Origin of the sequence: Mesorhizobium sp. WSM3868, assembly GCF_002294785.1 — a bacterium.
Lineage (GTDB): Bacteria > Pseudomonadota > Alphaproteobacteria > Rhizobiales > Rhizobiaceae > Mesorhizobium.
Map to the genome: position 1 here is coordinate 93,500 of NZ_NSGB01000012.1, position 24,754 is coordinate 118,253.

Below are 24,754 nucleotides of genomic sequence, written 5' to 3' on the forward strand. Positions count from 1 at the left end.
AAAGCGACGATGCGAGAGTTCGCAAACGCCCCTGTTTTGCCGAACAGCCTATTGATCGAAATCGCCACTCCATTGATGGAGAACTATCTTGAAATTCGAAGGCATCTATACACCGGCGATCACGCCGCTTCGCCCTGACGGGCGGATCGACGACGCCGCTTTCGCGGATGTTCTGGAGTCGCTCATCGAAGCCAAGGTGCACGGCATCATCGTTGGTGGATCGACCGGTGAATATTATGCCCAAAGCGCCCAGGAGCGCTTCGAGCTCGGTGCATACGCCAAGCAGGTGATCGGCACCCGCCTTCCGCTGGTCATCGGCACAGGCGCTACCAGGACCGAAGATTCGGTCGAATACGCCAAGGCGGCGAAGGAGATCGGCGCCGACGCGATCCTCGTCTCGTCGCCGCCATATGCCTTGCCGACGGAGCGCGAGAACGCGGTTCATGCGCTCACCGTCGACCGCGCGGCCAACCTTCCGATCATGCTCTACAACTATCCGGCCCGCATGGGCGTGATGATGGGCGAGGAGTATTTCTCCCGCGTCGGCAAATCCCGCAACGTCGTCGCCATCAAGGAAAGCTCCGGCGAAATGGGCAATTTGCACCGGCTTGCCCGCAAGTTCCCGCACATCTCGCTTTCCTGCGGCTGGGACGACCAGGCGCTGGAATTCTTCGCCTGGGGCGCCAGGAGCTGGGTCTGCGCCGGCTCGAACTTCCTGCCGCGCGAGCACGTCGCGCTCTACGAGGCCTGCGTGCTCGAAAAGAACTTCGACAAGGGCCGCGCCATCATGAGCGCGATGCTGCCGCTGATGGACTTTCTCGAATGCGGCAAGTTCGTCCAGTCGATCAAGCATGGATGCGAGCTGATCGGCCTGAAGGCAGGCGGCGTGCGCGCTCCGCTGCGGCCTCTCAATTCGGAAGAAAAGCGATCCCTCCAGACTGTCGTCGCCACGCTGAAGCGGACGGTCGCCCAGATCACGTCGGGAGCAAACCAATGCATGAGCCTTTGACCGCCGCCGAATACAAGGCGCTCGCCGCCGAGATTCAATTCCCGACCAATGCCTTCATCGACGGAGGCTTCCGCCCGGCGAATTCCGGCAAGACCTTCAGAACGACCAATCCGGCGACCGGCGAGGTGCTTGCCGACATCGCGGCTTGCGACGCCAGCGATGTCGACTTCGCCGTGGCCAAGGCCAGGGAGGCCTTCGACGACGGCCGCTGGCAGCATCTCGCGCCTGGCGAGCGCAAGGCCGTCCTGCTCAAATTCGCCAAGCTCCTGGAGCGCAACCGCCACGAGCTCGCGGTCATGGAAAGCCTCGACAGCGGCAAGCCGATCCGCGAATGCCAGACCGTCGATGTGCCGGACACGATCCATACCATCCGCTGGCATGCCGAGCTGATCGACAAGCTCTACGACAACACCGCGCCCGTTGGCTCGAAGGCGCTGACCATGGTCGTGCGCGAGCCGGTCGGCGTCGTCGGCTGCGTCCTGCCGTGGAACTTTCCGCTGCTGATGCTGGCCTGGAAGATCGGCCCGGCGCTTGCGGCCGGGTGCTCGGTCATCGTCAAGCCTGCCCAGGAGACGACGCTGACCACGCTGCGTGTCGCGGAGCTCGCCCATGAGGCCGGAATCCCGGCCGGCATCTTCAATGTCGTGCCGGGCGGCGGCAAGGAGGTCGGCGAACCGATCGGCATGCATATGGGCGTCGACATGGTGGCCTTCACCGGATCGACGCCGACCGGCCGCCGCTTCCTGCGCTACGCGGCCGACTCCAACCTCAAGCGCGTCGTGCTGGAATGCGGCGGCAAGAACCCGGCCGTGGTTCTCGACGACGCCGAAGACCTCGATCTCGTCGCCGAACAGGTGGTCAACGGCGCGTTCTGGAACATGGGCGAGAACTGCTCGGCCACCTCGCGGCTCATCGTCGACGCCAAGATCAAGGACGAGTTGCTTGAGCGGATCGGCGCCTACATGCGCGAATGGAAGACCGGCGATCCGCTCGACCCTGAAAACCGCATCGGCGCGCTGGTCAGCAAGACCCATTTCGAGAAGGTGAAATCCTTCCTCGGCGACGTGAAGACCGAAAAGCTCTTGGTCGCCCATGGCGGCGCCACGCATAAGGGCGCCTATATCGAGCCGACCGTCGTCGACGGCGTCACGCCTGCGAGCCGCCTCTTCCAGGAGGAAATTTTCGGGCCGATCCTGTCGGTGACGACGTTCAACTCGCTGGGCGAGGCGATCGCGCTCGCCAACGATACGAATTACGGCCTGACCGCGTCCGTCTACACGGGAAGCCTGCGCAAGGCGATCAAGCTCTCCCGCGAGATCCGGGCGGGTGTCGTCACCGTCAACTGCTTCGGCGAAGGCGACGCGACCACACCGTTCGGCGGCTACAAGGAATCCGGCTTCGGCGGGCGCGACAAGTCGGTCTTCGCGCATGACAACTACTGCGAACTGAAGACGGTCTGGATCGACGTCTCCGACCGTTCGGTCGACGAGACCGTCCGGTGAGCGATCTCGTCGTCAAGCGGCTTCCGGCTGAATCCGGAATCTCTGGCTGGGAGGCGATCAGCAGACGCTGCTTCCCGGTCCGCACGCTCGACGGCGACATCAAGGCCGACTGGCTGATCATCGGCGGCGGCTTCGCCGGCCTCTCCGCCGCCCGGCGGCTGGCCCAGCTTCGGCCCGGCGACAGGATCGTCCTGCTGGAAGCCGGAGAGGTCGCCAAAGGCCCCGCCGGCCGGAATTCCGGCTATATGATCGACACCCCGCACAATTTGTCGTCGGGCGAATATTCCGTCGCCGGTGAGGCCGAAACAAAGGCGGAGATCGCCGAGAACCGCTTCGCGATCGCCTTCGCCGCCGAAGCGGCCGCGGAATACGGGATGTCCGCGCGCACCTTCGATCCTTCGGGCAAGATCAATGCCGCGGCGACCGAGCGCGGCATGACGCTCAATGCCAATTACGGCCGCTCGCTCAAGGCGATCGGCGAAGGGCATCGCTTCCTCGACGCGAGCGACATGCGGGAAATCACCGGGTCGTCCTACTATCTCGGCGGCCTTTACACGCCCGGCGCCGTGATGATCCAGCCCGCCGACTATATCCGCGGGCTCGCGGCGGGGCTCGCACCGAAAGTCGATATCTTCGAGCACTCGCCGGTGCTCAAGCTCACCCGGGCCGGAGGAGCCTGGAAGGCGGTGTCGCGCACCGGAAGCGTCACCGCGCCGAAAGTCATCCTCGGCGTCAACGGCCATATCGACGATTTCGGCTATTTCCGCGGCCGCCTGATGCACATCTTCACCTATGCATCGATGACCGCCCCTTTCACCGCGAAATCGACGGGCAAGGACCGGTGGGCCTTGCTGCCTGCCGATCCGATGGGCGCCACGGTCCGGAAGATAACCAGCGACGGGCTCTCGCGGATCGTGATCCGGACCCGGTTCACCTATGACTGGCCCGTTCGGGTCAGCGAGAAGCGCCTGGCCGGCATCGCCGCCGAGCAGCGTGCTTCTCTGGATGCCAGGTTTCCGGACCTCAAGGATGTGCCGTTCGAATATGTCTGGGCCGGACGGCTCTGCCTCAGCCGCAACCACGTGCCGGCCTTCGGCGAGATCGATGACGGGCTTTATTCGGCGTGCTGCGAGAACGGACTTGGGACCGTCAAAAGCACGCTCGCGGGCGTCATGGCCGCGGATCTCGCGACCGGCACCCGGTCGAGCATGCTCGACAAATATGCGGATCAACCGCAACCCGCGCGGCTTCCTCCCGAGCCGTTCGCGTGGATGGGCATCAACACGGTGATCCGTTTGCAGGAATTGCGTGCTGGTCGCGAGGGATGAGCCTGGCGGGGCAATGTGAGGACGTGGCCCGGATGGCGACGTCCACTTGATGGGAAATGAGAAAGATCATGCGCCGCAGCTTCTTTTGCATCGACGCCCACACCTGCGGCAATCCGGTCCGGCTCGTCGCCGGCGGCGGCCCCTTGCTGCCGCACATCCCGATCGCCGAGCGGCGCGAGTTGTTCATGCGCGAGCATGACTGGATCAGGCGAGCGCTGATGTTCGAGCCGCGCGGACACGACATCATGTCGGGCGCCATCATCTATCCGGCCTACCGCGAGGACTGCGATTTCGCCGTCATCTTCATCGAGGTCAGCGGTTGCCTGCCCATGTGCGGCGCCGGCACGATCGGACTGGTGACGGCGGCGCTCGAAGAAGGGCTCGTCACGCCGCGCGTCCGGGGCAAGCTCTCGATCGAGACGCCGGCAGGAAGGGTCGACATCGAGTATGACAAGCCGGGCGCCTTCGTCGAAAGCGTGCGCATGTTCAACGTCGCGAGCTACCTGCATGCCGCCGATGTCGGCGTCGATCTACCTGGTCTCGGCCGGCTCGTCGTCGACATCGCCTATGGCGGCAATTTCTATGCGGTGGTCGAGCCGCAACAGAACTGGCAGGGTCTGGACGGCATGCCGGCCAGCGACATCGTCGAGCTCAGCCGGCGGCTGCGCGACGCGCTGGCGCCTAACTGCGATCCAATCCATCCGGAGGATGACAGGATACGCGGCGTGCATCATGCCATCTGGTGCGACGGGCCCTCAGGCGATGGCGACGGCCGCGGCGCGGTGTTTTACGGCGACAAGGCGATCGACCGATCGCCGGGCGGCACCGGAACGTCGGCGCGCATGGCGCAACTGCATGGCAAGGGCCGCCTGAAGGTCGGCGAGACGTTCCGGCAGGAGAGCCTGATCGGCACGGTGTTCAAGGGCCGCGTCGAGGTGGAAACTAACATCGGTCCGTTCAAGGGCATCAAGCCGAGCATCGACGCCTGGGCGCAGATCATCGGCCACAATACGATCTTCGTCGACGATCGCGATCCGCTCGCGCATGGGTTCCAGATCCGCTGACGGCAAGCGGACACAAGCGCCGGCATGGCGAACCGCCTGGGCTCCTACCCCAGGCCAGGCCCGACCCAGGCCGGCACCATCGCGCGACATTGTTGCGGCGAGATGCCGTTGAACGCCCGGAAGCACTTTGCAAAGTGCGAGGCGGATATGAAGCCGCACGCCATCGCGATATCGATGAGGGGCAAGCGCGTCCCTTCGATCAGGCGCTTGGCATGGTCTGTGCGTATCCGCAGATAGTGCCGCACTGGCGGCACCTCGATATGAGCAGCAAACAAGCGTTCGAGTTGGCGCCGTGACACTCCGGCCCGATGTGCAACCTCATCCATGGAGAGCGGAAATTCCACATTCTCTTCCATGATCCGCATCGCCATCACGAGCTTGTCGCTCACCCCGGCGAAGGCAAGACCGGTCGGGCCGGTCTGCCGGTTTGAGCCTGAGCGCTGGCCCTCTACGGTCGCATGCCGGCACACCTCTTGCGCGATGTACCCGCCGGCATGACTGCCGATCAGATCGATCGCGAGGTCGAAGGCCGCCAGCTCGCCGGCGCAAGTTGAATATTGTCCGTCTTTGACGAACAGGGAGTCTCGTATTCGCGGCTGATTGAAAACTTCGGAAAATGCGGCGAGCCGAGACCAGTGGATCGTACAACGCGTTCCTGCAAGCAGACCGGTCTGCGCCAGCAGCCATGTCGCCGTTCCAACCGCCGATATCGAAACGCCGCGACGTGCAATCGTGCGCAGAAATCCATTAAGTTGTGGGGTCAGTTGCCGTTCGACCGGTTCGCCCGCCAATATCGCGAGCTGGTCCGGCTTGCGATCGTCCGATTTGCAACCCAGCTCATCGATTGTTGCATCGACTGCAATGGAGAGGGCGTTCGCACCTTCCACAGGCCGAGCGTCCACTCCCGCGATCCGCCAGCGGAATAGTGGCAAGCGCGATATCGTATTGGCGATGCGAAACGGTTCGATATAGGCGTGGAGCGCCAGATGCGAGAAGCCGGGCAACACCAAAACCACCAGGTCGAAGGGCCTGTCGGCGATCGCCGAAATCTCCGGCGTGGCGCAAGACTTCATGGCCGTTATGTTCGCGGACGCGTTCATCAGGCGCCGTAGATGCCGATTGGCTTGCCGGACGTTCCGGGCTCGGGGGTCACGCTCAGTATTCCTCGTTCAGCGCATCGACCGCGGGGATCTCGCGCGAGCGTCGGTCGATGTAGGCGCGCAGCTCCTCGTCTTTCGCTATATCGAGCGTGGGCTCTTCGTATTCGGCCAGAAGCCTGCGGGCATGCTCGAGTGCCCGCTGTTTGATGTCCTTGGCGCCGTCGGCATACCACTGCTCGACCGAGTTGTTGTCGAACAGTTTCGGGATGAAGAAGGCCCGCTCGAAATTCGCCTGCGTGTGCGGATGGCCAAGATAATGGCCGCCCGGCCCGACGTCACGCACGGCAGCCAGGGCCTCATCGAAGTCGTCCCACTGGATCCCCTGCCTCATGCGATAACCCATCGAGCAGACCTCGGCGTCGACGACGAATTTCGCGATCGAGCAGTGCATGCCGGCTTCGTTCCAGCCCGCCGAGTGCCAGATGTAATTGGCGCCCGACATCAGCACCGCCATCATGGTCATCGCGCTCTCATAGCCTGCCTGCGCGTCGAACACCTTGGCGCCGCCGAGCAGGTTGGAGGTGCGCCAGGGAACGTTGTAACGGCGCGCCATCTGGCCGATCATGAAGTTCATCAGCGAGATCTCCGGCGTTCCCGCCATCGGGGCGCCGGATTGCATCGAGACGGTCGACAGATAGTGCCCGTAGATCGCCGGGCAGCCTTTGCGGATCACTTGGGTATAGGCGAGCGCGGAGAGCGCCTCGGCATTGAGCTGCGCGACAGCGGCGGCTGTGGAGGCCGGTGTATTGGCGCCGCCCAGAACGAAGGGCGAGCACAGCACCGGCTGGTTGCGCCTGCAGAAGGCGCGCATGGCGCCGAGCATCACCTGGTCCCAGACCAGCGGCGAATTGCCGTTGCAATTGCCCGTCGCAACCGCGTGTGTCTCCAGGAAGCCTTCGCCGAACAGGATCTCGCACATGTCGAGCACGTCCTCGGCATTCTTGGGCGAAGTCGTCATGCCCATGAACATCTTGTCGGAATGCTTCATCGACGAGTAGGTGATGTGCAGGTGCCGATGCGCGACCACGATGTCCATCGGCTCGACGATGTGGTGCGCCGATGAGTGCAGCGCCGGCATCATGTGGGCCAGCTTGTGAAAGGTCCCGAGATCCGCGATCGTCGGGCCGCGCCTGACATCGTCGAGGTCGCGCATGTAGGGCGCACCGGTCATCGGCACGAAGATCGACTTCGGCCCGCCGAGCTCGACATTTTTCGCCGGGTCGCGGGCGAAGTACTCGATCCTGGAGGGAATGGTCTTGATGAGTTCCATGACCAGGCCGCGGTCGAGATGAACACGGTCGTCCGCTCGGACCTCGGCACCGGCCCTCTTCCAATCCTCGATCGCGATCGGGTCGCGAAACACGACGCCCACGTCTTCGAGGATCGCGAGGGAAGCCTCATGAATACGCTCGACCTGCTCGGCATCCATCGGCTCCACAACCGGCAGGCCGCGCTGGAGCGTCGGCAGCATATCGATCTTCGGTGCCGTGCGGATGGTCCGTCGCGCCTCCCGCCCACCTCTACGAGAAACTTGCAATTGAGCAGTCATGGCGGTCTCCGAGAAAAAACTTTGCAACCCTTGTGAGCTGGCGGAACTATTGCCGAAACAGGGAGATTTCACCTACTGCAAAAGTCTCACGCGCCTGTTGAGCAAAAGCGCGTAAAGGCCGAAGCTCCAGTGCTGAACAGCCGTCGCCGTCCGACGTTCACCGACGCAGGCTTCAGGCCTGGTCGAACCTTGTCTCTAGTCGCGTTGTGAGCCTGTAACGGATTGCCGAGCTTTCAGCTTCACGAGACCGGCAGCGGAAGTTTCTTGGTGCGGCCGCCGTCGATGACGTAGACCTGACCGGTGACGAAGGCGCTTTCTTCCGAAGCCAGCCAGACCGCGAGGTTTCCGACGTCGGTTGGCTGGCCGAGACGCCCGACCGGATGCATGACAAGCAGTTCCCTGCGGACGCGGTCGCTGTCGGTCATGCTGTCGATGTAGACCTCGCTGAGGTCTGAATTGATCCAGCCCGGCGCAATCGCATTGCAGCGGATACCCTCATGCCCATGGTCCACGGCGACCGCTGCCGTGAAGCCGTGGATGCCCGCCTTCGAGGCCGAATACGCGGGATGACCCGGATTGGACGCCAGCCCTTCGATCGAGCCGATGTTGACGATGCTTGCAGCGCCGCGCTTGCGAAGATGCGGCATTGCCGCCTGCGTCAGGAGGAACGGAGCCTTCAGATTGATGTCCATCATCAGGTCCCAATCTGCCTCGGTCATCTCGTCGACCGTCTTCTCGAACATGATGCCGGCGTTGTTGACCAGGATATCCAGCCCGCCAAGCCGCTCAACGACGTTCTCGACGGCCGAGCCAATCTCCTGGGAATTCGAAAGATCGGCCTTCACATAGATGGTGCGCTCGTTGAGGATTTCGTCGGGCGGGGCATTTCGCTGGACAATGGCGACTTTTGCCCCCTCCTCGACAAAGCGCTGGGTAATGCCGGCACCGATGCCGCGCCCGCCGCCGGTGATGATTGCAATCTTGCCTGCCAATCTGTCGGCCATGTGTCCCCTCAATAGACAGGCTTTGCGCCGTTGACTTCGACTGTCGTGCCCGCGATGTAGCGAGCGGCGTCGGAACTCAGAAAATAGACCACCTCGGCGATATCTTCCGGCTCGGCGATACGGCCGAGCGGCACGGTCCTGTTGAGGTCTGCAATGGCGGTGTCGGGATTGAAACCGCGCTTGGCGAAGCCGGTGTGCAGCATCGGCGTGTTGACCTCGTTCGGGCAGACCGCGTTGACCCTTATCCCGTCACCGGCATGATCGCGGCCGAGGCACTTCGAGAATGCCGCCACGGCCGCCTTGCTGGTGCAGTAGGCCGCGTGGCCAGGCCCGGGGTAAAGTCCCCAGCAGGATGCGATGTTCACGATCGCGCCGCCGCCGCGGCCCTTCATGTGACCGATGGCTTGCCTGCACGTATAGAAGATCGACTTCAGGTTGATGTCGAATGTCCGCTCCCAGTCGTCGTCGGTCGTCTCGAGGATGTTTCCGCGGGTGATGATGCCGGCGTTGTTGACAAGCACGTCCAGACGCCCTGTGGCCTGGATGGAATGGTCGATCAAATCCTCGCAATAGGCCTTGTTGCGGAGATCGCCGGCCTTGCTCCAGACATTCTTTTCGCCTCCGTTGAGCTCGACCCCAAGCCTGTCCAGCCCAGCCTGGTCGGCGTCGCCGGCAATCACACGATAGCCGTTGGCAATGAACTGTCTGCAGATCGCTTGCCCAATGCCTCCGGCCGCGCCCGTTATCACAACCGTCTTCTTCGCAGTATCAGTCATTGCTCGAGCCATCTTCCTAGGGGAGAGTTCAGTGCATATTCTCGAAACCGCCGCCGAAGGCCAGCGGCGCGGGCCTGCAAAAGACTCACCCCCTTGTTGAGTTGCGCGGCGCCAGAACTCGTACGGAGGCAGCGCGCAGAAAAATCATTCGCACGCTTTGACGGTATTGACGGCAGGTGCCTCATGGCAGCGGTGTCGGACGCTGATTGGAAGGCGTCGCGGTAGGCGGGGCTGGGCGGATTGGATTCTCCTATGGTCCGCCGCAAAGGGTTGGGGATCGCCGCCATAGCTGTCGAAACACCGCTATCGCATCGGCTACAGGCAGTTTCGGACAAGTCGGGCCTCTCTTGCTCAGGCTGTCGCGCTGCGCGATCATCGAAGTGTTGAGAGTTTGGACATGGTTCGCCGCTATTATGACCTGCCGTCATTGACCGCGTTGGCGGTTTTCGAGGCATCCGCCCGGCACCTGTCGTTCAAGCTGGCGGCTGCGGAACTGAACGTCACTCCCGGCGCCGTGAGCCGACAGATCAAAGCGATCGAGGACGAGCTCGGAGTGCCGCTCTTTACCCGCCTCGGCACCGGCGTGGCGCTGACAAGCGCAGGCGAAGATCTTTATGGCGTGCTGGCCAGCGGCTTTTCGCGAGCCGCCGACATTGTCCGAAACGTGAAGCGCGGCGATCGTTCGAAGAACGTTACCCTGGCTTGCTCGGATGCGCTGGCATCGATGTGGCTGATCCCGCGCATGCCGGTCTTCTGGACGCGGCACCCTGACATTTCCGTTGATCACCTGATCTCGGACAATCCTCGCGACTATCGCCGCGCCGAGGTCGAATTGCGCATCCGCTACGGATTTGGGTCGTGGCCGGACGAAACCGCCGAGTTGCTTTTCGACGAGACCATCTATCCGGTTTGCGGGCCGGGCTTTGCGAGCAGCCATCGCGATGCAACGGCGGACTCGCTGGCTGACTTGCCACTGCTGCATGTTGATTGGGTTGATCCTGACTGGGCCGGCTGGGACGAAGTTTTGCGACGCGCCGGCGTGCCCCACGGTTCGACCAGAGGTCGGCGCTTCGGCAAGTTTTTCGTGGCGCTGCAGGCCGCCCAGGCCGACCAGGGCGTTGCGGTTGGCTGGCACCGCCTGGTCAACGCGCAGGTCGACGAAGGCAAGCTGGTCAGATTGACCGATCTCGAACTGCCGGCGCCCGGCGGCTACTATCTCACCTGGAATGACAATCGTAAGCTTTCCCCCGCTGCAGAGAGCCTGCGCAGCTGGATCCGGGAAGTGGCGGCAGAGGAACGAGCGAGCTAGAGCTCGCCGCCGCAGCCTCGGCCAAGCGTCGGCGGACTGGGCGCGAAGTGTCGGCCACAACACCATATTCGTCGACGACCGCGATCCGTTGGCCCACGGATTCCAGATCAGGCAGGCGCTTGCTTCGATGCCTTGTCGTGGCCTCGGTCGTCCGAATGGCCGAGCATGCGAAGCGCACGGCCGATATTTACCTAAGCTGGCCAGTCTGGCCATCGTCCTTAGGGATGCGTTCCAATTGTATTAGCATTGGCGCATATTTCTATCAGCCGGTGCCCTCTTAGCGAAGTCCCCGTACTAGGTCCCCGCCGGTTAGGCCCGGTGGCCCTTGCCTTTCGCCACCAAACCCACAAGGGCTCCGGGCCGCTCCCGTGTCAGGGTGCCGACAGACCGCGCCGATGCGGTAAACTCTCCTTGCACTTGCCAGGACCGGGCTAGGCGACGCGAGCCGCATGCGGCTTCAGCATCGTGGCGAGCACGATGCCGGCGACGATGAAGGCGGCGCCGATGAGATCGTAGTCATGCAGGCTCTCGCCGAGCAGCAGATAGGCGAGGATGGCGACGAACATCGTCTGCAGATAGAGCAGCATGCTCGCCCGGCTGGCGCCGAGCGTCGCCACGCTGCGATTGTAGAGATAGTACATCAGGGCGCCGCCCGGGCCCGCCAGATAGGCGAGCGCGAGCCAGCCATGGGCGTTCAAGGCGGAGCGTTCGTCGTTGACCAGTTCCCACAGATGGAAAGGCAGGGCGACGAGCGCGCCGGCGCCGAGCAGGAGCACCACCAGCGGCAACAACTCGATGCCGAATTTGGAACGGCGCACCAGCACGGTGTAGAGCGCCCAGCAGAACGCGCTGCCGACGATCCACAATTCACCCAGATTGAACTGGAGCTGGAGCAGCGCCGTCAGGTCGCCATGCGCGACGATCACCAGCATGCCGGCGAGCGCAACCACCGCGCCGAGCGCCTGCCAAAGCCCGAGCGGCTCGCCAAGCACGAAACGCGCGAGCACCATCGTCATGACGGGAGACAGCGCCATGATGATGCCGGCCGTGGTCGCGTCGGTGTCGGCGAGGCCGCGGTAGATCATGCCCTGGCAGAGCGTCAGGCCGATCGCTCCGACGCCGGCGATCTCCAGCGGCCGGGATTTGAGAAGCGCGATCATCGCGCCGTGATGGCGATGCACGATCGGCAGCAGGATGGCGCAGGCGAGCGCAAGCCGCCAGAAGCAGAGTCCCCAGGGCGGCATTTCCGGCGCCACCCATTTGGCCGCGATATAGACGCCGGCCGACAGCAGCCAGCACAGCACCGCGGCCGGATAGCCGGAGAGCGAAGGTACCGAGGCGGCGGCGGACTGTTCCGCCGGATGAGCTATCGGCACCGCCTGCATGTCATGCCCCCGTTCAAAGAACGTCAGCGCCCAAGGATGGCGGCAATATATCTCAATCCCTGGCCGTCACATATATGCGCTTCCATGGACAGCGGCGGCTAAGATGCTTCGCTCCGGCTGGATGTGCTTCGGCGCCGCTACCGCATGCGCCCGCCACCGGAGCCATGCATGAACGACTGCAGCTCGTCCAGGTCGAGGCTGCCGTCGCCATCCTCGTCGGCGGCGTTGAAGATCCTGCCGACGATATCCTGAACTTCGCCCTGCGACAGTGCGCCGTCGCCGTGGGCATCCACTATCGCGAACATGACCTGCATACGGGCGCGGTGCATCATGCGCGGTCCCATCCGATCAGGCCTGCCAGCCATTCTGTCGTCGTCGCGCCGCGCTTGTCTGTCTTCGCGGTGCCAACGTCCGCCATGCCGGGGTCCCTGTTCAGCCGAACGATCTTCCTGCAGCTTTTCCTGGAGCGCGTCGTCGATCATCCGGCGGATCATCTCGCGCGTCGGACCTGCGGGTTGGGCGGTGGTTTCCGGTGTCGCGGTCGGTCCGGGCTTCTGCGGAATCGGCGTGGGCTCCGGCGCAGCACTTGTCTGGGCAAGGACCGGGAAGCTCATGAATAGCAAGGCAGCAGCGGCGGCTGTAGTTCTGTACGGAAGTTTCATCGGGTTCTCCCTTGAGCTGTGACTGTCTCTCAAACTGAGATGCACAACCAACCTGCTCTCGATCCGATGGTTCCGCGCGAAGCGCCGATGGCCCAAGAAGTGTTTCGAGCCTGCAGAATGCCGGCGCGCTCCTAGGCGCGTGAGACGGACTTCGACATCCCGCCAAGCTCGATCGCTCAATCACCTGAGAGCAATGTTTCGCACTGCCGACGGCAGGAGGCTCTCGGTGCCGGCCGCGGAAACCGGGGCGCCGTAAAGAACCCAGTCGGCCGCGATCTGCCCGATCACCGGGGCCAGCTGGATGCCGTAGCCGCCGGCGCCGGCGGCGGTCACCAATGTCGGCTCGGAAGCATCGATCGGGCCGACGAAGGGGCGATGGTCGGCGGTCACGGGGTAAAGGCCGGCCCAGCCCCGGCCAAGCCGCGCGCCCGGCAGGTCCGGCAGCCGCTCGAGGAGAAGCTCCGCCAGTCTGACCTTCGATCGTTCCTCGCACTGGTCGTTGTAATTGTCGGGATCCTCCGGCGCGAGCGAGTCCACCTTGTGGATCTCGGCGATCAGTTCGGTGCTTTTCTCATGGCGGAAATTGAGGCCGCTTCCCTCGCCGTTCACCAGATCCATGACCATCGGCATCGTGTAGCCGAGCGGCTCGTCGAGATGGATGACGACCGCCTCGTGACGCTCGGGCCAAATGTGCAGGCGCTGGCCGAAGAGCTCGGCGACCTGAGGCGCCCAGGCTCCTGCCGCATTGACCACGACATCGCAATCGATCGGATCGCCGCTGGTCTCCAGCGTGTAGCCGCGCGCTCGCCGCCTTACCCCGAGCAGCTTGCGATACTGGCGGATTTCGCCGCCCTCTGCGCGGACCGCCTGCGCCAGGAAAGTGCACATCTCGTGAGGGTCGAGGAAGCCATTGTCGGGCCCGAACAGCCCACCCTCCAGGCCATCCGGGTCGATATGCGGCACGAGTTCCGTGAGTTCGTTCGCACGATAGAGTCGCGAGCGCAGGCCGGCCGCTTCCTGAAGTTCCACCGACTTTGCAAACAGCTCCATCTGCTTCCGCGTGCGCGCCAGCCGCAGGTAGCCGATATGGTTGAAGCCAAGCCCCTGGCTCTCCCATTGGCGGAAGCGGCGCAGCGCATGAACGCGAAGCATGATCTCGAACGGATCGGTGAATTGCGACCCGACCACGCCGACCGACCTGCCGCTCGATCCGGAGGCGATCGACTGGCCTTCGAGCACGGTCACGCGCGCGCCCTGTTCGACAAGGTGGAGGGCCGAGCACAAACCCAACGTGCCGGCGCCGATCACCACCACATGAGGAGAAGCTGTCATCCGTGATCCTCCTGTCGGCCTGTCTCAGGACTGGCGAGCGATCTCGCCCAGGGTCTCGTCGATCGCCTGCAGAATGGCGCGGGCGTCCGCCTCGGTCATCGGTGTCGACAGCGCGAACAGGCCATAGCTGGCCGACAAGACGCCGCGGCCAAGCAAGCCCTTGTGGAAGGCATCGAGCTTCCTGCGTTCGGCCTGGCCCGGATAGACGGACCGGTAATCCGTGACCGGATGCGACGTGAAATGGACCTTGAAGAGCGAGCCCAGGCCGACGCATTGGCCGGCAAGACCATGCTTGCCCAATGAGGCCGCGATCCCGTCGCGCAACAACGCGCCTAGGCGATCGAGGTGGGCAAAGCTTTCCCTGGTCAGCGCCCGCATCGCGGCAAGCCCGGCGCGCATCGTCACCGGATTGGCGGTGAAGGTGCCGCCATGCGGCAAAGCGGGCTTGCCCTGGGTCGGATCGAACACCGCCATGATGTCGGCCCGGCCGCCGACGGCACCCACGGGAAAGCCTCCGCCGATGATCTTGCCCAGCGCCGTCAGGTCGGGCTGGATGCCCCACAGCCCCTGCGCGCCCGAATATCCGAGGCGGAAGGAAATCACCTCGTCGAAGATGACCAGGGCACCCGCCGCATGGGCGATCTCGACCATGGCGCGCAGGTAATCCTGCCGCGCAGGAATGAGACCGGCGCGGTTCGGCATGGGATCGATCAGCACGCCGGCGATGGTATTGCGCTCAGCGGCGAAGACCGCGCGCAGCGCTTCGCTGTCGTTGAAGGGCACGGCGATCACATCGTCCAGCACCCCGCGCGGCGTGCCCCTCGCATAGGGCGTGGAATTCGGCATGTCTCCCCAATTGGCGGGAGTACTGTCAAGGCTGACTTCGGCGAAGTCGTAGGAGCCGTGATAGGCGCCCTCGATCTTGACGATCTTCGGCCGCCCGGTGAAAGCGCGCGCGGCCTTGATGGCCATCATCACCCCCTCGGTCCCGGAGTTGGCGAAGCGGATCCGGTCGACCGAGGACAACCGCTCGACCAGCAGCTCGGCAAGCTCGATCTCGCTGACCGTCGGCGCACCGAAGGCCGTGCCGAACGGCAGCTGGTCGATCACCGCGGCGGCCACATCCGGTTGCGTGTAGCCATGGATCATCGAGGTGAAATTGTTGATGCAGTCGTAATAGACGTTGCCGTCCACATCCCAGACCCTGCACCCCTCGCCGCGCGAGGCATAGATCGGAAACGGATCGACAAAGACCGTGGTGCGCGTGTTGCCGCCCGGCATCACCTTCTTGGCACGTTCGAACAGGGTCTTGGACAGGGGCATTGCGTCTGGATAGTGCGGCATGGTTCTCCGAAGCGAATTGGGGGAGCGAAGCGGAGCTGCAGCGGAAGCTGGAGTCGTTCACCCGGTGAGGATCGTATGGCTCGCCCCCGAATGTCCGCAAGCGGCCAGCCCGGCCAAGCAACGCGGGCCACAGATATCGTTTTCGCGGCATCGAGCTGCCAGGCGCGGCCCGAGCAACAAAGCGGTCAGGTCGGGAACATGCCGATCCTGCCTGGCCGCCGGTGGCTACACAAATTCGCGGGCAAAGCTGCCCGCGCTCAGAAGCGCGCGCCGCCCGGCGCTCAATTGCGCATTCCAGACCGGCCAGGCATGGATCATATGCGGCCAGATTTCGAGGCGTGCCTCGACGTCCGCTATGCCGGCGGCCTCGGCGAGCCGCGTCGCGTCCGACAGCAGCGTTTCGGCGGAACCGACCTGGATCAGCATTGGAGGAAATCCGGTCAGATCGGCAAATAAGGGCGAGATCAGCGGATCGCGCCGGTCCACACCATGGGGAACATAGGCGCCCGCCAGTTCCTCCAGATAGGCCCGGTGGATGATGGGGTCGATCGCATCCTTGGCTGACAATGTCGTGCCGGACATCGAAAGATCCGTCCAGGGCGAGACCAGCCAAAGGCAGCCCGGCAACCGCTCGCCCGCCGCGCGCAACCGGCCGACCAGTGACAGGCTGAGATTGCCGCCGGCACTGTCTCCGCCGACAACGATACGATCCGGCGCGATCCCTTGCTCGGCGAGGAAGCGCCACGCCGCGAGCGCGTCTTCGTGCTGCGCGGGAAAGGGATGTTCCGGGGCGCGCCGATAGCCGACCGCAAGCGTGCGCATTCTCATTGCCCGGCCGGCCTCTGTTACCATTCGACGATGGCTTTTGATCGAGCCGGAGCAGTAACCGCCACCATGGAAGAAGAGCAGCACCTTGTCGGTGTCGGACCCGGGCGCCAAGGACCACTCGGAGGCGATGTCGTTGAAAGTCACCGCCTCGCATCGGATATCGGCCGCGACCGGCGAGGACGAGCCGACCTCGTCGAGCCGCGCCCGGCGTTCATCCCAGCCCACCGGCCGCGGCCTCGACGCCAGCAAGGCACGAATGGCGTTGATTTCCTTTAGATCGAGGTTTTCGCCCGCACCGCTCATTTCTCCGCCCCAAGACCAAGCGCGCCGCGACTAGTAGCGCTTTGAGCTTTGGCAACGGAAATCGTTGGGATAGTCGCTGGATGTGTCAAGCTGCGTCAGCGAATGGTAGTGGGTCAGTTTGAAATTCTAGGCTTCGAATATCTTAGCTAAGAGTTCAATCGCCCTGTCCGCTGGCAACTCGCTACTCCATGGGTCAGATTGAGAGATTGCGTCGCGTTGTCGGTCGTCGATTTTAGGGCCAAGAACCTCATAGTACACGTCGCGAAGAATCGGCAAAACGCGGTCTCGGAATTCGTCGAGTTCGGCCTTGCTCCTCTCCAATCTCAGAAAGCCAAGTGTCTCACCTAGCAAGAATTCCAGCTTGGCGAATTCAGTGGCATCGAGATGGTAGGTCTTCATGCGAAAACCGTATCACAGCGGACGTTATGGTGTCCGCTTTTTGTATGGACCGCGCACCATCGGCTTCTCGGCCTTCTTCGCCTCGATCAATGCAACGATGTCCGCGATCTCCCAAAGTCTATCAGTTACACCAGTGGCCATTGCTGGTGTTACGCGCAGCGTCTTATGGATGCGCACGAAGTTGTAGTACATGAAGTGGAGAGCAACCGCATTTGCATGGGCCTCGACCTTCTTTGAGAAGCCATTGGTCAGTCGGGTGAAGCGGCGCATATGCATCCGCATGGTGAGGTTCTGCCGTTCGGCAAATGACGTGCTGACGTGCTTGGCATCGGGATTCTCTTTGCGCACGCCAGTGCATTCGGCCGGGCTAAAACGGCCCTTGGTGCTGTCCGGCGACGTGCCGTAAATCTTGACCAGCATCGCGTAGTCAACGTCGCCACCGAAAGCGCCTTCCACCGCTTCAAGATAGGCCCTATGGCCGTCGCTAGTCAGTTGGACGCGATTGGAGAGGCGGCGCGACAGATCGTCAATGAAGGCCATGGCGTATTCGCTATCGCGGCCACCGACCAGCCATGACATGACAAGCTTGGTGTCGGCATCGATGGCCGTCCAAGTCCAGGTATCACCAGCCCATTCCGGCGCAGCCTTGGCCGCAGGGACATTCTTTTCCTTGGCGTAGGTGAAGCTCCAGATTTCATCCACCTGCACGCGCTTGCTGGTCAGGTTGCGCAGGGCTTCGTCCTGATATTGTGCGCAAATCTCGCCAGCATCCGAAAGAAGCTTGGCGACGGTATTTTTGCTGATACCCATGATGCGGGTGATCGCGCGGATCGACTGACCTTCGCAGAGCATGTGAAGGATTTGAGACCGGGCTTGGGCGTCCAATTTATTCATACTGACCATTATGCATAAGCGCTCTTGCTTTGCAACTATTATTACGCTATCCGGGATAGAGGCTATTGAGAATTTTTCTCCGACGCTATATAAAAGGGGCGTGAGGCATGGAGATCGAGTTTGCCGACGATGACCTCGACAAATTGGAGGTGGACCCGCGTTTCAATGCCGGCTTCGGGCCAGACGTTGTTCGCGGGTTTCGCAAGGCTTTGTGGGCCTTGCGCTCGGCTGTTGACCAGCGAGACCTCTATCGGGGCGGGCTTAGATTCGAAAAGCTTCAGGGGAGAAGGGGCCACCAACATTCGGTGCGGCTGACCAAGCAGTGGCGGCTCATTGTTGAGATCGTCACCGACAACGAAGGCACCCGACTGCGGGTAATTGAGATAGCGGATTATCACTGATGCCAAAGACAATGACCGATAGAGTACCAGCCGAAGCTTTCCCGCCGGGCGAGTTCCTCAAGGACGCGCTGGACGATTTGGGCTGGTCGCAGACAGAGTTTGCAGAGATCATCGGCCGCAAGGCTAACGTGGTGAATGAGATCATCGCGGGGAAGCGTTCTATTACCCCAGACACGGCTCGGGAGATCGCGGCGGCGCTTGATACGACTCCGCAGTATTGGCTGAATTTGGAATCTGCTTATCAGCTGTCGAGAACATCGCCGGCCGACGAACGCATTGCGCGCGAAGCAGAGATGCGGAAGCGCTTCCCGGTGCGAGACTTGGCTAAGCGCGGCTGGCTTCCGCAGCGGCCGGGCGAGAGCATGGAAGCATCAGTTTGCCGCTTCTTCGGAATCGCCTCGATTAGTGATCCGATCTCCGGTTCATTCGCCGCGTGGAGGAAGAGGAATAACGAAGAGATTTCCACCATCCAATTGGCTTGGCTCATTCGGGTGAAGCGCCTTGCTGAAGCGATGGTAGTGCCGAAGTTTTCGGAAACGCTACTGCGCGATGCGCTTGTCCAGCTTGAAGCCTTGATGGTTGACCCGGAGGAGGTTCGCCATGTGCCACGTATCTTGCATGAGTGCGGGGTGCGGTTCTTGGTCGTCGAACCGCTTCCCGGTTCGCGCATTGATGGGGTGTGTTTCTGGCTGGACAAAAACAGGTCTCCAGTCATTGCCCTGTCCCTTAAGGGCGGCGATCAGATCGACCGCTTTTGGTTCAATCTGCGGCATGAGATCGAACACATTTTGCGGCTTGAAGGCCGCGATAATCCGGTCATCGACAACTTCGAAGATGATGATCGGCTAACCGATGAATCCGAACGTGCAGCCGATGCGGCGGCGGCGGATTTCTGTGTGCCGAAACTGAAGATGGAAAGCTTCATTCGTCGGCACGATCCGATTTATTCCAAACCAGGGTTGATCGGATTTTCGAAATTAGTGAAGCGCCATCCCGGCATCGTGGCCGGGCAAATACAAAAGCACCTCAACAGATGGGACCTATTCAAGCAGTACCAAGCCAAGGTGCGGCATGTCCTCATACGTACGGCTATGACCGATGGGTATGGGGTTACACCGCATCTGAAGGAGATTTGAAGCATGACTTACAGCAAGCAGATGCAGAAAATCGTTGCAGAGTACCGCATGTCCGGCGAGCCGTGGCCGGCGGGCACCAGAACAATGGCCGCTTGGGCTATCCGAACGGGACGATGGGAACTGCCGGAGTCGGCGGCCATCTCTAAATGCGCCGAAGATCTACAGTCGGCCATGCGCGAAGAGTACATCACCGATAAGCGCGGAAGGAAGGTTCGGAAGCTGCATCCCGCCACGATCAAATCTGGCCGCCAGCAGATGGTCTTGTGGGATGACATTCGAACCGCCCCACGGCATCACATGCAGATGTCATTCCAGCAGCGCCGTCGCGGAATCGTCGGTGACGTTCGGCAGCTGAAGGTTGATGTCGATAGCTACAATGATGCGAGGTCGGACGAAGAGCCTATCCAGATGGATTTCGACTTCACGATGGACTTGGCGGAAATCGAGGCAGCAGAAGCCGCCTAGTCGCCACGCTTTCTCCAGCGGGCCGATGCAGCTAGCCGCGCTGCTTCGGCCCGTTCTTCTGCCGACATGCGGTCGGCTCTCACGCGGCCTCCAATCTTTCCGCCACGCCGGCCAAGCTCCACAGCGGCCTTGTTCTTGCTGTCCTCTTCGGCAGGCGCGTCACCAGTCGCCAAATCGACAATCGACTTGGCCAACTGGTTAGGATCGCGCGGGCGCTTTGGGTGCTTCTCTGTCATGGCTTGAAGATGGCATGCGCTTCCGCCTATTTCCAGACAGCGCGTAGGCGAAACCGCCTATTCTGATCGGGGCGGAATTTCAAAATGACCCACTACCCAGCGAATTCGCCCATGGACTATTTGAATTGATCGGCATGGCACGGCGCGAGCAGAACCCTATTGTGTTTGTGTGAGCTGCAAACCACGCGGAGACGGACGTGACCCTGACCAACCGAGACCTGGTCGAGCTGACGGAATGGCGGCGCAAGCTGCATCGGCAGCCGGAAATCTCCAACGAAGAGGAGAAGACGGCGAAGGAGGTCGTCGACTTCCTCGCCGATACCGGGCCCGACAAGGTACTGACCGGGCTCGGCGGCCATGGCGTGGCGGCGGTCTATGACAGCGGGCAAGCCGGGCCGACGGTGCTGTTTCGCTCCGAGCTCGACGCGCTGCCGATCCATGAGCTTTCGGGCGTCGCGCATGCCTCGCAGGTGCCGGGCAAGTCGCATATGTGCGGCCATGACGGGCACACAGCGATCCTGGCTGCGCTCGGCCGCCAGTTCGGGCGCCAAAGGCCGGCGCGCGGCCGCGTGGTGCTGATGTTCCAGCCGGCGGAAGAGACCGGCAATGGCGCGGCCGGCGTCGTCGCCGATCCACGCTTTTCCGAGATCCAGCCTGACTTCGCCTTCTCGCTGCACAATCTGCCGGGCGTGCCGTTCGGCGAAGTGAGGCTCAAACCCGGCGTGGTGAATTGCGCCTCGCGCGGCATGCGGATCGTGCTCGAAGGCAAGACCGCGCATTCCTCCATGCCCGAAACCGGCAGCTCGCCGATGCTGGCGGTGAGTGAGCTGATGCCTCAATTGCCGGCGCTCGGGCGCGGCATTTTCGCCGACGACGATTTCGCTATGGTCACCGTCACCCATTGCTCGATGGGCGAAGCGGTGTTCGGCATTGCGCCCGGCTACGCCGAGGTGTGGGCGACCCTGCGCACCCGCCGCGACGAGCGCATGGCGGAGTTGGTTGCAGCGGCGGAAGCGCTGGCGGCAAGAATCGCCGCCCAACACGGCCTTTCCGTCCGCCACGACTACCACGAGATTTTCGTGGCCAGCGTCAACGCGCCGGACGCGGTGGAGCATCTCGAGCGCGCGCTCGACGAGGAAGGCGTGTCGCGCGGCGAGGCAGCCTTGCCGATGCGCGCCTCGGAGGATTTCGGCATCTTCGGCCATAGCGCCAAGTCGGCGATGTTCTTCCTCGGCGCCGGCGAGCGCTACCCGGCGCTGCACAATCCCGACTACGATTTCCCGGACGACCTGATCCCGATCGGCTCGAAGATCTTCATGCGCGCGGCGCGCAACCTGCTGGGGTGAGCGGCTGAAAAGGAGGCGCATTCTCCGGCCGGAATTGCGTCGGAACAGAGAGACAGGGCAAGTTCACCCTTTCCCACGAAACGCTGAACTGACATGGTGCGCAGGGACGGCCGGACAGCTTTCGCCGGCGGTTTGCGTGTGCCGCGTAGCGCCCTGTATTGTTATGCCGGCTTTCCACTTGTATGAGCGGGGAATGACCTCGATCTCCCGTTTTACCGCGCTCGTGCTGCTGGCGGCCATCACGTTTGCCACCCTCTCACCCGTCCAAATGCGCCCGCACCTCGGTGAAGCGAACATGGAACGCGCTCTCGCCTATGCCCTGTTCGGCCTTGCCTTGGCCTTCGGATTCCGCGCCCGCCTGATGCACGCAATGCTGTTTGTCTGTGCCGCGGCCGGCCTATTGGAACTGCTGCAGGCGGTTGATCCCGGCCGGCATGCCCGGCTCCAGGATGCGCTCGTGAAAGCGGCGGCCGGGCTCATCGGGATTGCCTTGGCGCGGATTGTGTTTGCCGTCGCGAGCAGGGCCGTCGATCGTTCGGCAGGTCCGAGGATTTGAATCCCGGCACGCCGCGCGGAACCCGCTCGAGGTTTGTTGGTGGACCGCCTGATCCACACCGGCATCCGGGATGGTGAATGATTTGATCGGACCGGCGCGCGGCGTGCTCGCCGAACGCTTGCGGCGCTTATGCGAGCAGGTCCGGCTTCAGCATCATCACCGCTGCAATCAGCGCAAACAGCGCGATCACGGCGACCCGGCCGATCAGCGCCTTGCGGTCGCCGGCCAGCGCGCCGAGCTCCGCGCGCGTCCCGCCTGCAACGGCCGCCTGGAACTTCGCTTGCCACGGCTGCACGAAGCGGCGGCTGACCACCATCATGATTGCGATCAGGGCGAAGGAGAGCAACAGCCACGGCGTCGTAAGCGACCAGCCGCCGAGATAGAGCAGCGCTATGCCGGCAAGCATGCCGAGCATGGCGAGGAGGTTGCCGAAGCGGCTGGCGCCGAACGCAAACCGCGCCATTGTAGCCGATCCCCCGCCGCCGGCGACCAGAAAGAACTCAGCCGCCATGAACAGCACGGCCGCCGCCGTCATACCGAAGGCATGGATATCGAGAATGCTTGAGTAGAGCATGGTCTTGTCTCCAGCTTTTGCCCGCATCGAAGATCCGCCCCGCTGGACCGCGATGCCTCGCTTGCAATGCTCCAGTGAATATGTGACGTTTTCGTCATGTTTTGTATTCGCTTTTGGACCGCTTGTGAGGGCGATTGGCTAAATGGGAGGTAATTCAACGCAAAATCCCGCGGCAGGAGCGCGCCAAAGCAACCCTTGAAGCGATCGTCCAAGCCGCGGCTCAGCTTTTGACGGATGTCGGCTTCGAAGCCCTGACCACCGCCCGGGTGGCCGAGCGGGCCGGCGTCAGCGTCGGCTCGCTCTATCAGTATTTCCCCAACAAGCAGGCGCTGGCGGCGGCGGTCGTCGACCATTACGCAGAGAAATTGTCGGTGGCGTTCGTCCAGGCCGTCGCAGAGCGCGCGCACGGTTCGCTCGAAGAAACCGTCGGCGCCATGATCGAGGTGGCGATGGCCGCGCATCCGCATGACCCGAAGCTGCACCGGGCACTGAACGAGCTTGCGCCGCGCTATCGCGCGGAAAAGGTCCGCGAGGTCGGGGATCGGATCGCGACGATCATCAAAAGCCAGTTGGCGCGGCACCGCCGCGAGATCGCGCCCGACCTCGATTTGGGCGATGCGGCGGCGCTCATCGAGACGCTCCTGGAGAACGTGGTCCACCGCGCCATCGAACGCCACCCGGTCAGCGTCGCCGGCGAACGCGCGATGGGCCAGTGCCGAAGGATGATCATGGCCTATCTGACGAGCGTTGACCGCCATGCCGCCTAGCGCTCACGCCGACCAGCACCACAATTTCTTCGCGCGCGAAGCCGTCACGGTGGCGCGCGCCTTGATCGGCGCGCGGCTCGGCCTCGCCGGCGTCGGCGGCATCATTGTCGAGACCGAGGCCTATCGCCCCGACGATCCGGCCTCGCACAGCTATCGCGGCCGCACGCCGCGGAACGCGCCGATGTATGGCGCCCCCGGCACGGCCTATGTCTATCGCTCCTACGGCTTGCATTGGTGCCTGAATGCGGTGTGCCTGCCTGGCAGCGCGGTGCTGATCCGCGCGATCCAGCCGCAATCCGGCATCGCCGCCATGCGCGACAGGCGGGGAACCGACGAGGACAGGCTGCTCTGCTCCGGCCCGGGCAAGCTCTGCCAGGCGATGGGCGTCGACGGCTCGCATAACGGCCTGTCGCTCATCGCGCCGCCCTTCGAGTTTGCCGCCTCGGAAACCAACGCGGCCGCTATTTTGAGCGGACGCAGGATCGGCATCACGAAGGGCGTGGAGGCGCAGTGGCGGTTCGGCCTCGGCGGATCGTCTTATGTCAGCCGGAAGTTTTGAGAGATCGATAGCGATCGATCACGCCGCCATCCATTCCTGCGCGGCACGCGCCGCGGCCAGTTCCATCGCTTCGGCAGCGAGAATGCCGCGCGACCTGGCGAACGCTTCGAAGGCGACGCGTGCGGCTTCGGCATCCTGTTCACCCGCGACCGCCGCCCGGCACAGCGCGACGGTCGTCGCGTAGGTCGGGCTGCGGCTGCCCGTCCATTCGTCGAGAAACTGATAGGCCTCGAAGACGGTGTTTATCTCGCGCGGAAAGCCGAGCCCGACGAAGATTGCGACGGGCTGAGAGAAACGCTTGGCGGGCATGTGTGTGGGCTCCATGACGTAAGCTGCTTCGACAACGCGCGTCCCGCAGGCCGGTTGCAGCTCGAAAGCGATTTTGGTTCCCGTCGACGGATGCTTGCCCGAAGCCTCCGTGTGTGTTTTCTCGCCCGCACATTAGGAAAGGCTTGTGGATGCGAATCGCAATGATCCTCGCGCTCAGCGCGGCGCTGGCTGGATGCGTGACCTCTCCGGTCGACTACGGAGCGAAGCTGTCGCAGCAGGACCCGAAATGGGCCTCGCCGGAATGCCAGCAGGCCCGCATTGCGGCCTCGGACTACGACGTGCGCGAAAAGGAGCATCCCGGCTGGGGTTTTGGCGTGCTGCTCGGCCCGTACAGCATGGGGATGGTGGCGGCGGTGAAGGAGCATGAGCAGCAACAGCGACGGCTTCTTGCCCGCCAGGTGCACCTGCAATGCTCCAGCCAGCCGTTGCCCAAGGAGCTGGATTTCGATCCGGCAACCTACGCGCCGAAGAAGACGCAGTATCCGTAGGCGAAAGCGCGCCGCTGCGACTTCGAATCGGCGGCCGCTGTTTCTTGT

General features: G+C 63.1%; 26 protein-coding genes. 13 read left to right on the plus strand and 13 right to left on the minus strand.

What is annotated here, in order from left to right; translation table 11 throughout:
* Positions 1–88 precede the first annotated feature (88 nt).
* The 4 genes from CK221_RS19600 (at position 89) to CK221_RS19615 (ending at position 4,903) form a co-directional block, all read left to right on the plus strand.
* Positions 89–1,009 carry a dihydrodipicolinate synthase family protein gene (locus CK221_RS19600; protein ID WP_095778907.1) on the plus strand — a complete coding sequence of 307 codons (921 nt, stop codon included), beginning with the start codon at positions 89–91 and terminating at the stop codon, positions 1,007–1,009.
* Positions 994–2,511: an aldehyde dehydrogenase gene (locus CK221_RS19605; protein WP_095778908.1), complete on the plus strand. Its 1,518-nt coding sequence runs from the start codon at positions 994–996 to the stop codon at positions 2,509–2,511. The genes CK221_RS19600 and CK221_RS19605 overlap by 16 nt, the downstream gene beginning before the upstream one ends.
* Positions 2,508–3,839 carry an FAD-binding oxidoreductase gene (locus tag CK221_RS19610; protein WP_095778909.1) on the plus strand — a complete coding sequence of 444 codons (1,332 nt, stop codon included), beginning with the start codon at positions 2,508–2,510 and terminating at the stop codon, positions 3,837–3,839. The genes CK221_RS19605 and CK221_RS19610 overlap by 4 nt, the downstream gene beginning before the upstream one ends.
* A gap of 68 nt (positions 3,840–3,907) precedes the next feature.
* Positions 3,908–4,903, plus strand: coding sequence for a 4-hydroxyproline epimerase (locus CK221_RS19615; RefSeq protein ID WP_095778984.1), 996 nt, complete (start codon positions 3,908–3,910; stop codon positions 4,901–4,903).
* A 44-nt stretch (positions 4,904–4,947) separates the two neighbouring features.
* Here CK221_RS19615 and CK221_RS19620 read toward each other — a convergent pair whose 3' ends face one another.
* The 4 genes from CK221_RS19620 to CK221_RS19635 form a co-directional block, all read right to left on the minus strand.
* Positions 4,948–6,003 carry a GlxA family transcriptional regulator gene (locus CK221_RS19620; RefSeq protein ID WP_095778910.1) on the minus strand — a complete coding sequence of 352 codons (1,056 nt, stop codon included), beginning with the start codon at positions 6,001–6,003 and terminating at the stop codon, positions 4,948–4,950.
* Positions 6,004–6,058: 55 nt separating this feature from the next.
* Complete coding sequence (locus tag CK221_RS19625; RefSeq protein WP_095778985.1) at positions 6,059–7,612, minus strand: trimethylamine methyltransferase family protein; 1,554 nt, start codon at positions 7,610–7,612, stop codon at positions 6,059–6,061.
* Between the two features lie 239 nt (positions 7,613–7,851).
* A complete protein-coding gene (locus CK221_RS19630) occupies positions 7,852–8,616 on the minus strand; it encodes a glucose 1-dehydrogenase (RefSeq protein ID WP_095778911.1) in 765 nt (254 codons plus the stop codon).
* An 8-nt stretch (positions 8,617–8,624) separates the two neighbouring features.
* Complete coding sequence (locus CK221_RS19635; RefSeq protein WP_095778912.1) at positions 8,625–9,392, minus strand: SDR family NAD(P)-dependent oxidoreductase; 768 nt, start codon at positions 9,390–9,392, stop codon at positions 8,625–8,627.
* A 397-nt stretch (positions 9,393–9,789) separates the two neighbouring features.
* Between CK221_RS19635 and CK221_RS19640 the strand changes: the two genes are divergently transcribed.
* The gene (locus CK221_RS19640) at positions 9,790–10,701 is read left to right on the plus strand and encodes a LysR substrate-binding domain-containing protein (RefSeq protein ID WP_066993073.1); all 912 of its coding nucleotides are present in this window, start codon (positions 9,790–9,792) and stop codon (positions 10,699–10,701) included.
* A gap of 431 nt (positions 10,702–11,132) precedes the next feature.
* Here the strand turns inward: CK221_RS19640 and CK221_RS19645 are convergent, their stop codons facing one another.
* The 7 genes from CK221_RS19645 to CK221_RS19675 all read right to left on the minus strand — a co-directional run bounded on the left by CK221_RS19645 (position 11,133) and on the right by CK221_RS19675 (position 17,848).
* Entirely contained in the window at positions 11,133–12,086 is a 954-nt protein-coding gene (locus CK221_RS19645; protein WP_095778913.1) for an EamA family transporter, read from the minus strand.
* Positions 12,087–12,223: 137 nt separating this feature from the next.
* Positions 12,224–12,748 carry an EF-hand domain-containing protein gene (locus tag CK221_RS19650; protein ID WP_095778914.1) on the minus strand — a complete coding sequence of 175 codons (525 nt, stop codon included), beginning with the start codon at positions 12,746–12,748 and terminating at the stop codon, positions 12,224–12,226.
* Between the two features lie 180 nt (positions 12,749–12,928).
* Complete coding sequence (locus CK221_RS19655) at positions 12,929–14,080, minus strand: FAD-binding oxidoreductase (protein WP_095778915.1); 1,152 nt, start codon at positions 14,078–14,080, stop codon at positions 12,929–12,931.
* A 24-nt stretch (positions 14,081–14,104) separates the two neighbouring features.
* Positions 14,105–15,424, minus strand: a complete 1,320-nt coding sequence (locus CK221_RS19660) for an aspartate aminotransferase family protein (RefSeq protein ID WP_066993064.1) — start codon at positions 15,422–15,424, stop codon at positions 14,105–14,107.
* A gap of 225 nt (positions 15,425–15,649) precedes the next feature.
* Positions 15,650–16,555, minus strand: coding sequence for an alpha/beta hydrolase (locus CK221_RS19665; RefSeq protein WP_095778916.1), 906 nt, complete (start codon positions 16,553–16,555; stop codon positions 15,650–15,652).
* A gap of 126 nt (positions 16,556–16,681) precedes the next feature.
* Positions 16,682–16,954 (minus strand): hypothetical protein, encoded by a 273-nt coding sequence (locus tag CK221_RS19670; protein WP_095778917.1) that lies wholly within the window; start codon positions 16,952–16,954, stop codon positions 16,682–16,684.
* A gap of 24 nt (positions 16,955–16,978) precedes the next feature.
* Complete coding sequence (locus tag CK221_RS19675) at positions 16,979–17,848, minus strand: helix-turn-helix domain-containing protein (RefSeq protein ID WP_095778918.1); 870 nt, start codon at positions 17,846–17,848, stop codon at positions 16,979–16,981.
* A 107-nt stretch (positions 17,849–17,955) separates the two neighbouring features.
* On the opposite strand from CK221_RS19675, the gene CK221_RS19680 reads away from it, so the two are divergent.
* The 5 genes from CK221_RS19680 to CK221_RS19705 all read left to right on the plus strand — a co-directional run bounded on the left by CK221_RS19680 (position 17,956) and on the right by CK221_RS19705 (position 21,988).
* A complete protein-coding gene (locus tag CK221_RS19680; RefSeq protein ID WP_095778919.1) occupies positions 17,956–18,249 on the plus strand; it encodes a type II toxin-antitoxin system RelE/ParE family toxin in 294 nt (97 codons plus the stop codon).
* Positions 18,249–19,385: a HigA family addiction module antitoxin gene (locus CK221_RS19685; protein ID WP_095778920.1), complete on the plus strand. Its 1,137-nt coding sequence runs from the start codon at positions 18,249–18,251 to the stop codon at positions 19,383–19,385. The genes CK221_RS19680 and CK221_RS19685 overlap by 1 nt, the downstream gene beginning before the upstream one ends.
* Positions 19,386–19,388: 3 nt before the next feature.
* Positions 19,389–19,850 carry a hypothetical protein gene (locus CK221_RS19690; protein ID WP_095778921.1) on the plus strand — a complete coding sequence of 154 codons (462 nt, stop codon included), beginning with the start codon at positions 19,389–19,391 and terminating at the stop codon, positions 19,848–19,850.
* Between the two features lie 433 nt (positions 19,851–20,283).
* Complete coding sequence (locus CK221_RS19700) at positions 20,284–21,432, plus strand: amidohydrolase (protein ID WP_095778923.1); 1,149 nt, start codon at positions 20,284–20,286, stop codon at positions 21,430–21,432.
* A 193-nt stretch (positions 21,433–21,625) separates the two neighbouring features.
* Entirely contained in the window at positions 21,626–21,988 is a 363-nt protein-coding gene (locus CK221_RS19705) for a VanZ family protein (RefSeq protein WP_095778924.1), read from the plus strand.
* 127 nt (positions 21,989–22,115) lie between these two features.
* Here the strand turns inward: CK221_RS19705 and CK221_RS19710 are convergent, their stop codons facing one another.
* Positions 22,116–22,562: a hypothetical protein gene (locus tag CK221_RS19710; RefSeq protein WP_095778925.1), complete on the minus strand. Its 447-nt coding sequence runs from the start codon at positions 22,560–22,562 to the stop codon at positions 22,116–22,118.
* A gap of 134 nt (positions 22,563–22,696) precedes the next feature.
* On the opposite strand from CK221_RS19710, the gene CK221_RS19715 reads away from it, so the two are divergent.
* Both CK221_RS19715 and CK221_RS19720 read left to right on the plus strand, forming a co-directional pair.
* Complete coding sequence (locus CK221_RS19715; protein WP_095778926.1) at positions 22,697–23,329, plus strand: TetR/AcrR family transcriptional regulator; 633 nt, start codon at positions 22,697–22,699, stop codon at positions 23,327–23,329.
* On the plus strand, positions 23,319–23,888 hold the full coding sequence (locus tag CK221_RS19720; RefSeq protein ID WP_095778927.1) for a DNA-3-methyladenine glycosylase: 570 nt from the start codon (positions 23,319–23,321) through the stop codon (positions 23,886–23,888). Before CK221_RS19715 ends, CK221_RS19720 begins: the two co-directional genes overlap by 11 nt.
* Before the next feature lie 18 nt (positions 23,889–23,906).
* On the opposite strand, the gene CK221_RS19725 is transcribed toward CK221_RS19720, so the two are convergent.
* The gene (locus CK221_RS19725) at positions 23,907–24,197 is read right to left on the minus strand and encodes a DUF982 domain-containing protein (RefSeq protein ID WP_095778928.1); all 291 of its coding nucleotides are present in this window, start codon (positions 24,195–24,197) and stop codon (positions 23,907–23,909) included.
* Between the two features lie 149 nt (positions 24,198–24,346).
* On the opposite strand from CK221_RS19725, the gene CK221_RS19730 reads away from it, so the two are divergent.
* Positions 24,347–24,706, plus strand: a complete 360-nt coding sequence (locus CK221_RS19730) for a hypothetical protein (protein ID WP_095778929.1) — start codon at positions 24,347–24,349, stop codon at positions 24,704–24,706.
* Positions 24,707–24,754: the final 48 nt, after the last annotated feature.

Coding starts and splice junctions, on each gene's coding strand:
- CK221_RS19605 (WP_095778908.1), top strand. CDS start 994: ATGCATGAGCCTTTGACCGCCGCCGAATACAAGGCGCTCGCCGCCGAG.
- CK221_RS19615 (WP_095778984.1), top strand. CDS start 3,908: ATGCGCCGCAGCTTCTTTTGCATCGACGCCCACACCTGCGGCAATCCG.
- CK221_RS19620 (WP_095778910.1), bottom strand. CDS start 6,003: ATGAACGCGTCCGCGAACATAACGGCCATGAAGTCTTGCGCCACGCCG.
- CK221_RS19625 (WP_095778985.1), bottom strand. CDS start 7,612: ATGACTGCTCAATTGCAAGTTTCTCGTAGAGGTGGGCGGGAGGCGCGA.
- CK221_RS19630 (WP_095778911.1), bottom strand. CDS start 8,616: ATGGCCGACAGATTGGCAGGCAAGATTGCAATCATCACCGGCGGCGGG.
- CK221_RS19635 (WP_095778912.1), bottom strand. CDS start 9,392: ATGACTGATACTGCGAAGAAGACGGTTGTGATAACGGGCGCGGCCGGA.
- CK221_RS19640 (WP_066993073.1), top strand. CDS start 9,790: ATGGTTCGCCGCTATTATGACCTGCCGTCATTGACCGCGTTGGCGGTT.
- CK221_RS19645 (WP_095778913.1), bottom strand. CDS start 12,086: ATGCAGGCGGTGCCGATAGCTCATCCGGCGGAACAGTCCGCCGCCGCC.
- CK221_RS19650 (WP_095778914.1), bottom strand. CDS start 12,748: ATGAAACTTCCGTACAGAACTACAGCCGCCGCTGCTGCCTTGCTATTC.
- CK221_RS19655 (WP_095778915.1), bottom strand. CDS start 14,080: ATGACAGCTTCTCCTCATGTGGTGGTGATCGGCGCCGGCACGTTGGGT.
- CK221_RS19660 (WP_066993064.1), bottom strand. CDS start 15,424: ATGCCGCACTATCCAGACGCAATGCCCCTGTCCAAGACCCTGTTCGAA.
- CK221_RS19665 (WP_095778916.1), bottom strand. CDS start 16,555: ATGAGCGGTGCGGGCGAAAACCTCGATCTAAAGGAAATCAACGCCATT.
- CK221_RS19670 (WP_095778917.1), bottom strand. CDS start 16,954: ATGAAGACCTACCATCTCGATGCCACTGAATTCGCCAAGCTGGAATTC.
- CK221_RS19675 (WP_095778918.1), bottom strand. CDS start 17,848: ATGAATAAATTGGACGCCCAAGCCCGGTCTCAAATCCTTCACATGCTC.
- CK221_RS19680 (WP_095778919.1), top strand. CDS start 17,956: ATGGAGATCGAGTTTGCCGACGATGACCTCGACAAATTGGAGGTGGAC.
- CK221_RS19685 (WP_095778920.1), top strand. CDS start 18,249: ATGCCAAAGACAATGACCGATAGAGTACCAGCCGAAGCTTTCCCGCCG.
- CK221_RS19690 (WP_095778921.1), top strand. CDS start 19,389: ATGACTTACAGCAAGCAGATGCAGAAAATCGTTGCAGAGTACCGCATG.
- CK221_RS19705 (WP_095778924.1), top strand. CDS start 21,626: ATGACCTCGATCTCCCGTTTTACCGCGCTCGTGCTGCTGGCGGCCATC.
- CK221_RS19710 (WP_095778925.1), bottom strand. CDS start 22,562: ATGCTCTACTCAAGCATTCTCGATATCCATGCCTTCGGTATGACGGCG.
- CK221_RS19720 (WP_095778927.1), top strand. CDS start 23,319: ATGCCGCCTAGCGCTCACGCCGACCAGCACCACAATTTCTTCGCGCGC.
- CK221_RS19725 (WP_095778928.1), bottom strand. CDS start 24,197: ATGCCCGCCAAGCGTTTCTCTCAGCCCGTCGCAATCTTCGTCGGGCTC.
- CK221_RS19730 (WP_095778929.1), top strand. CDS start 24,347: ATGCGAATCGCAATGATCCTCGCGCTCAGCGCGGCGCTGGCTGGATGC.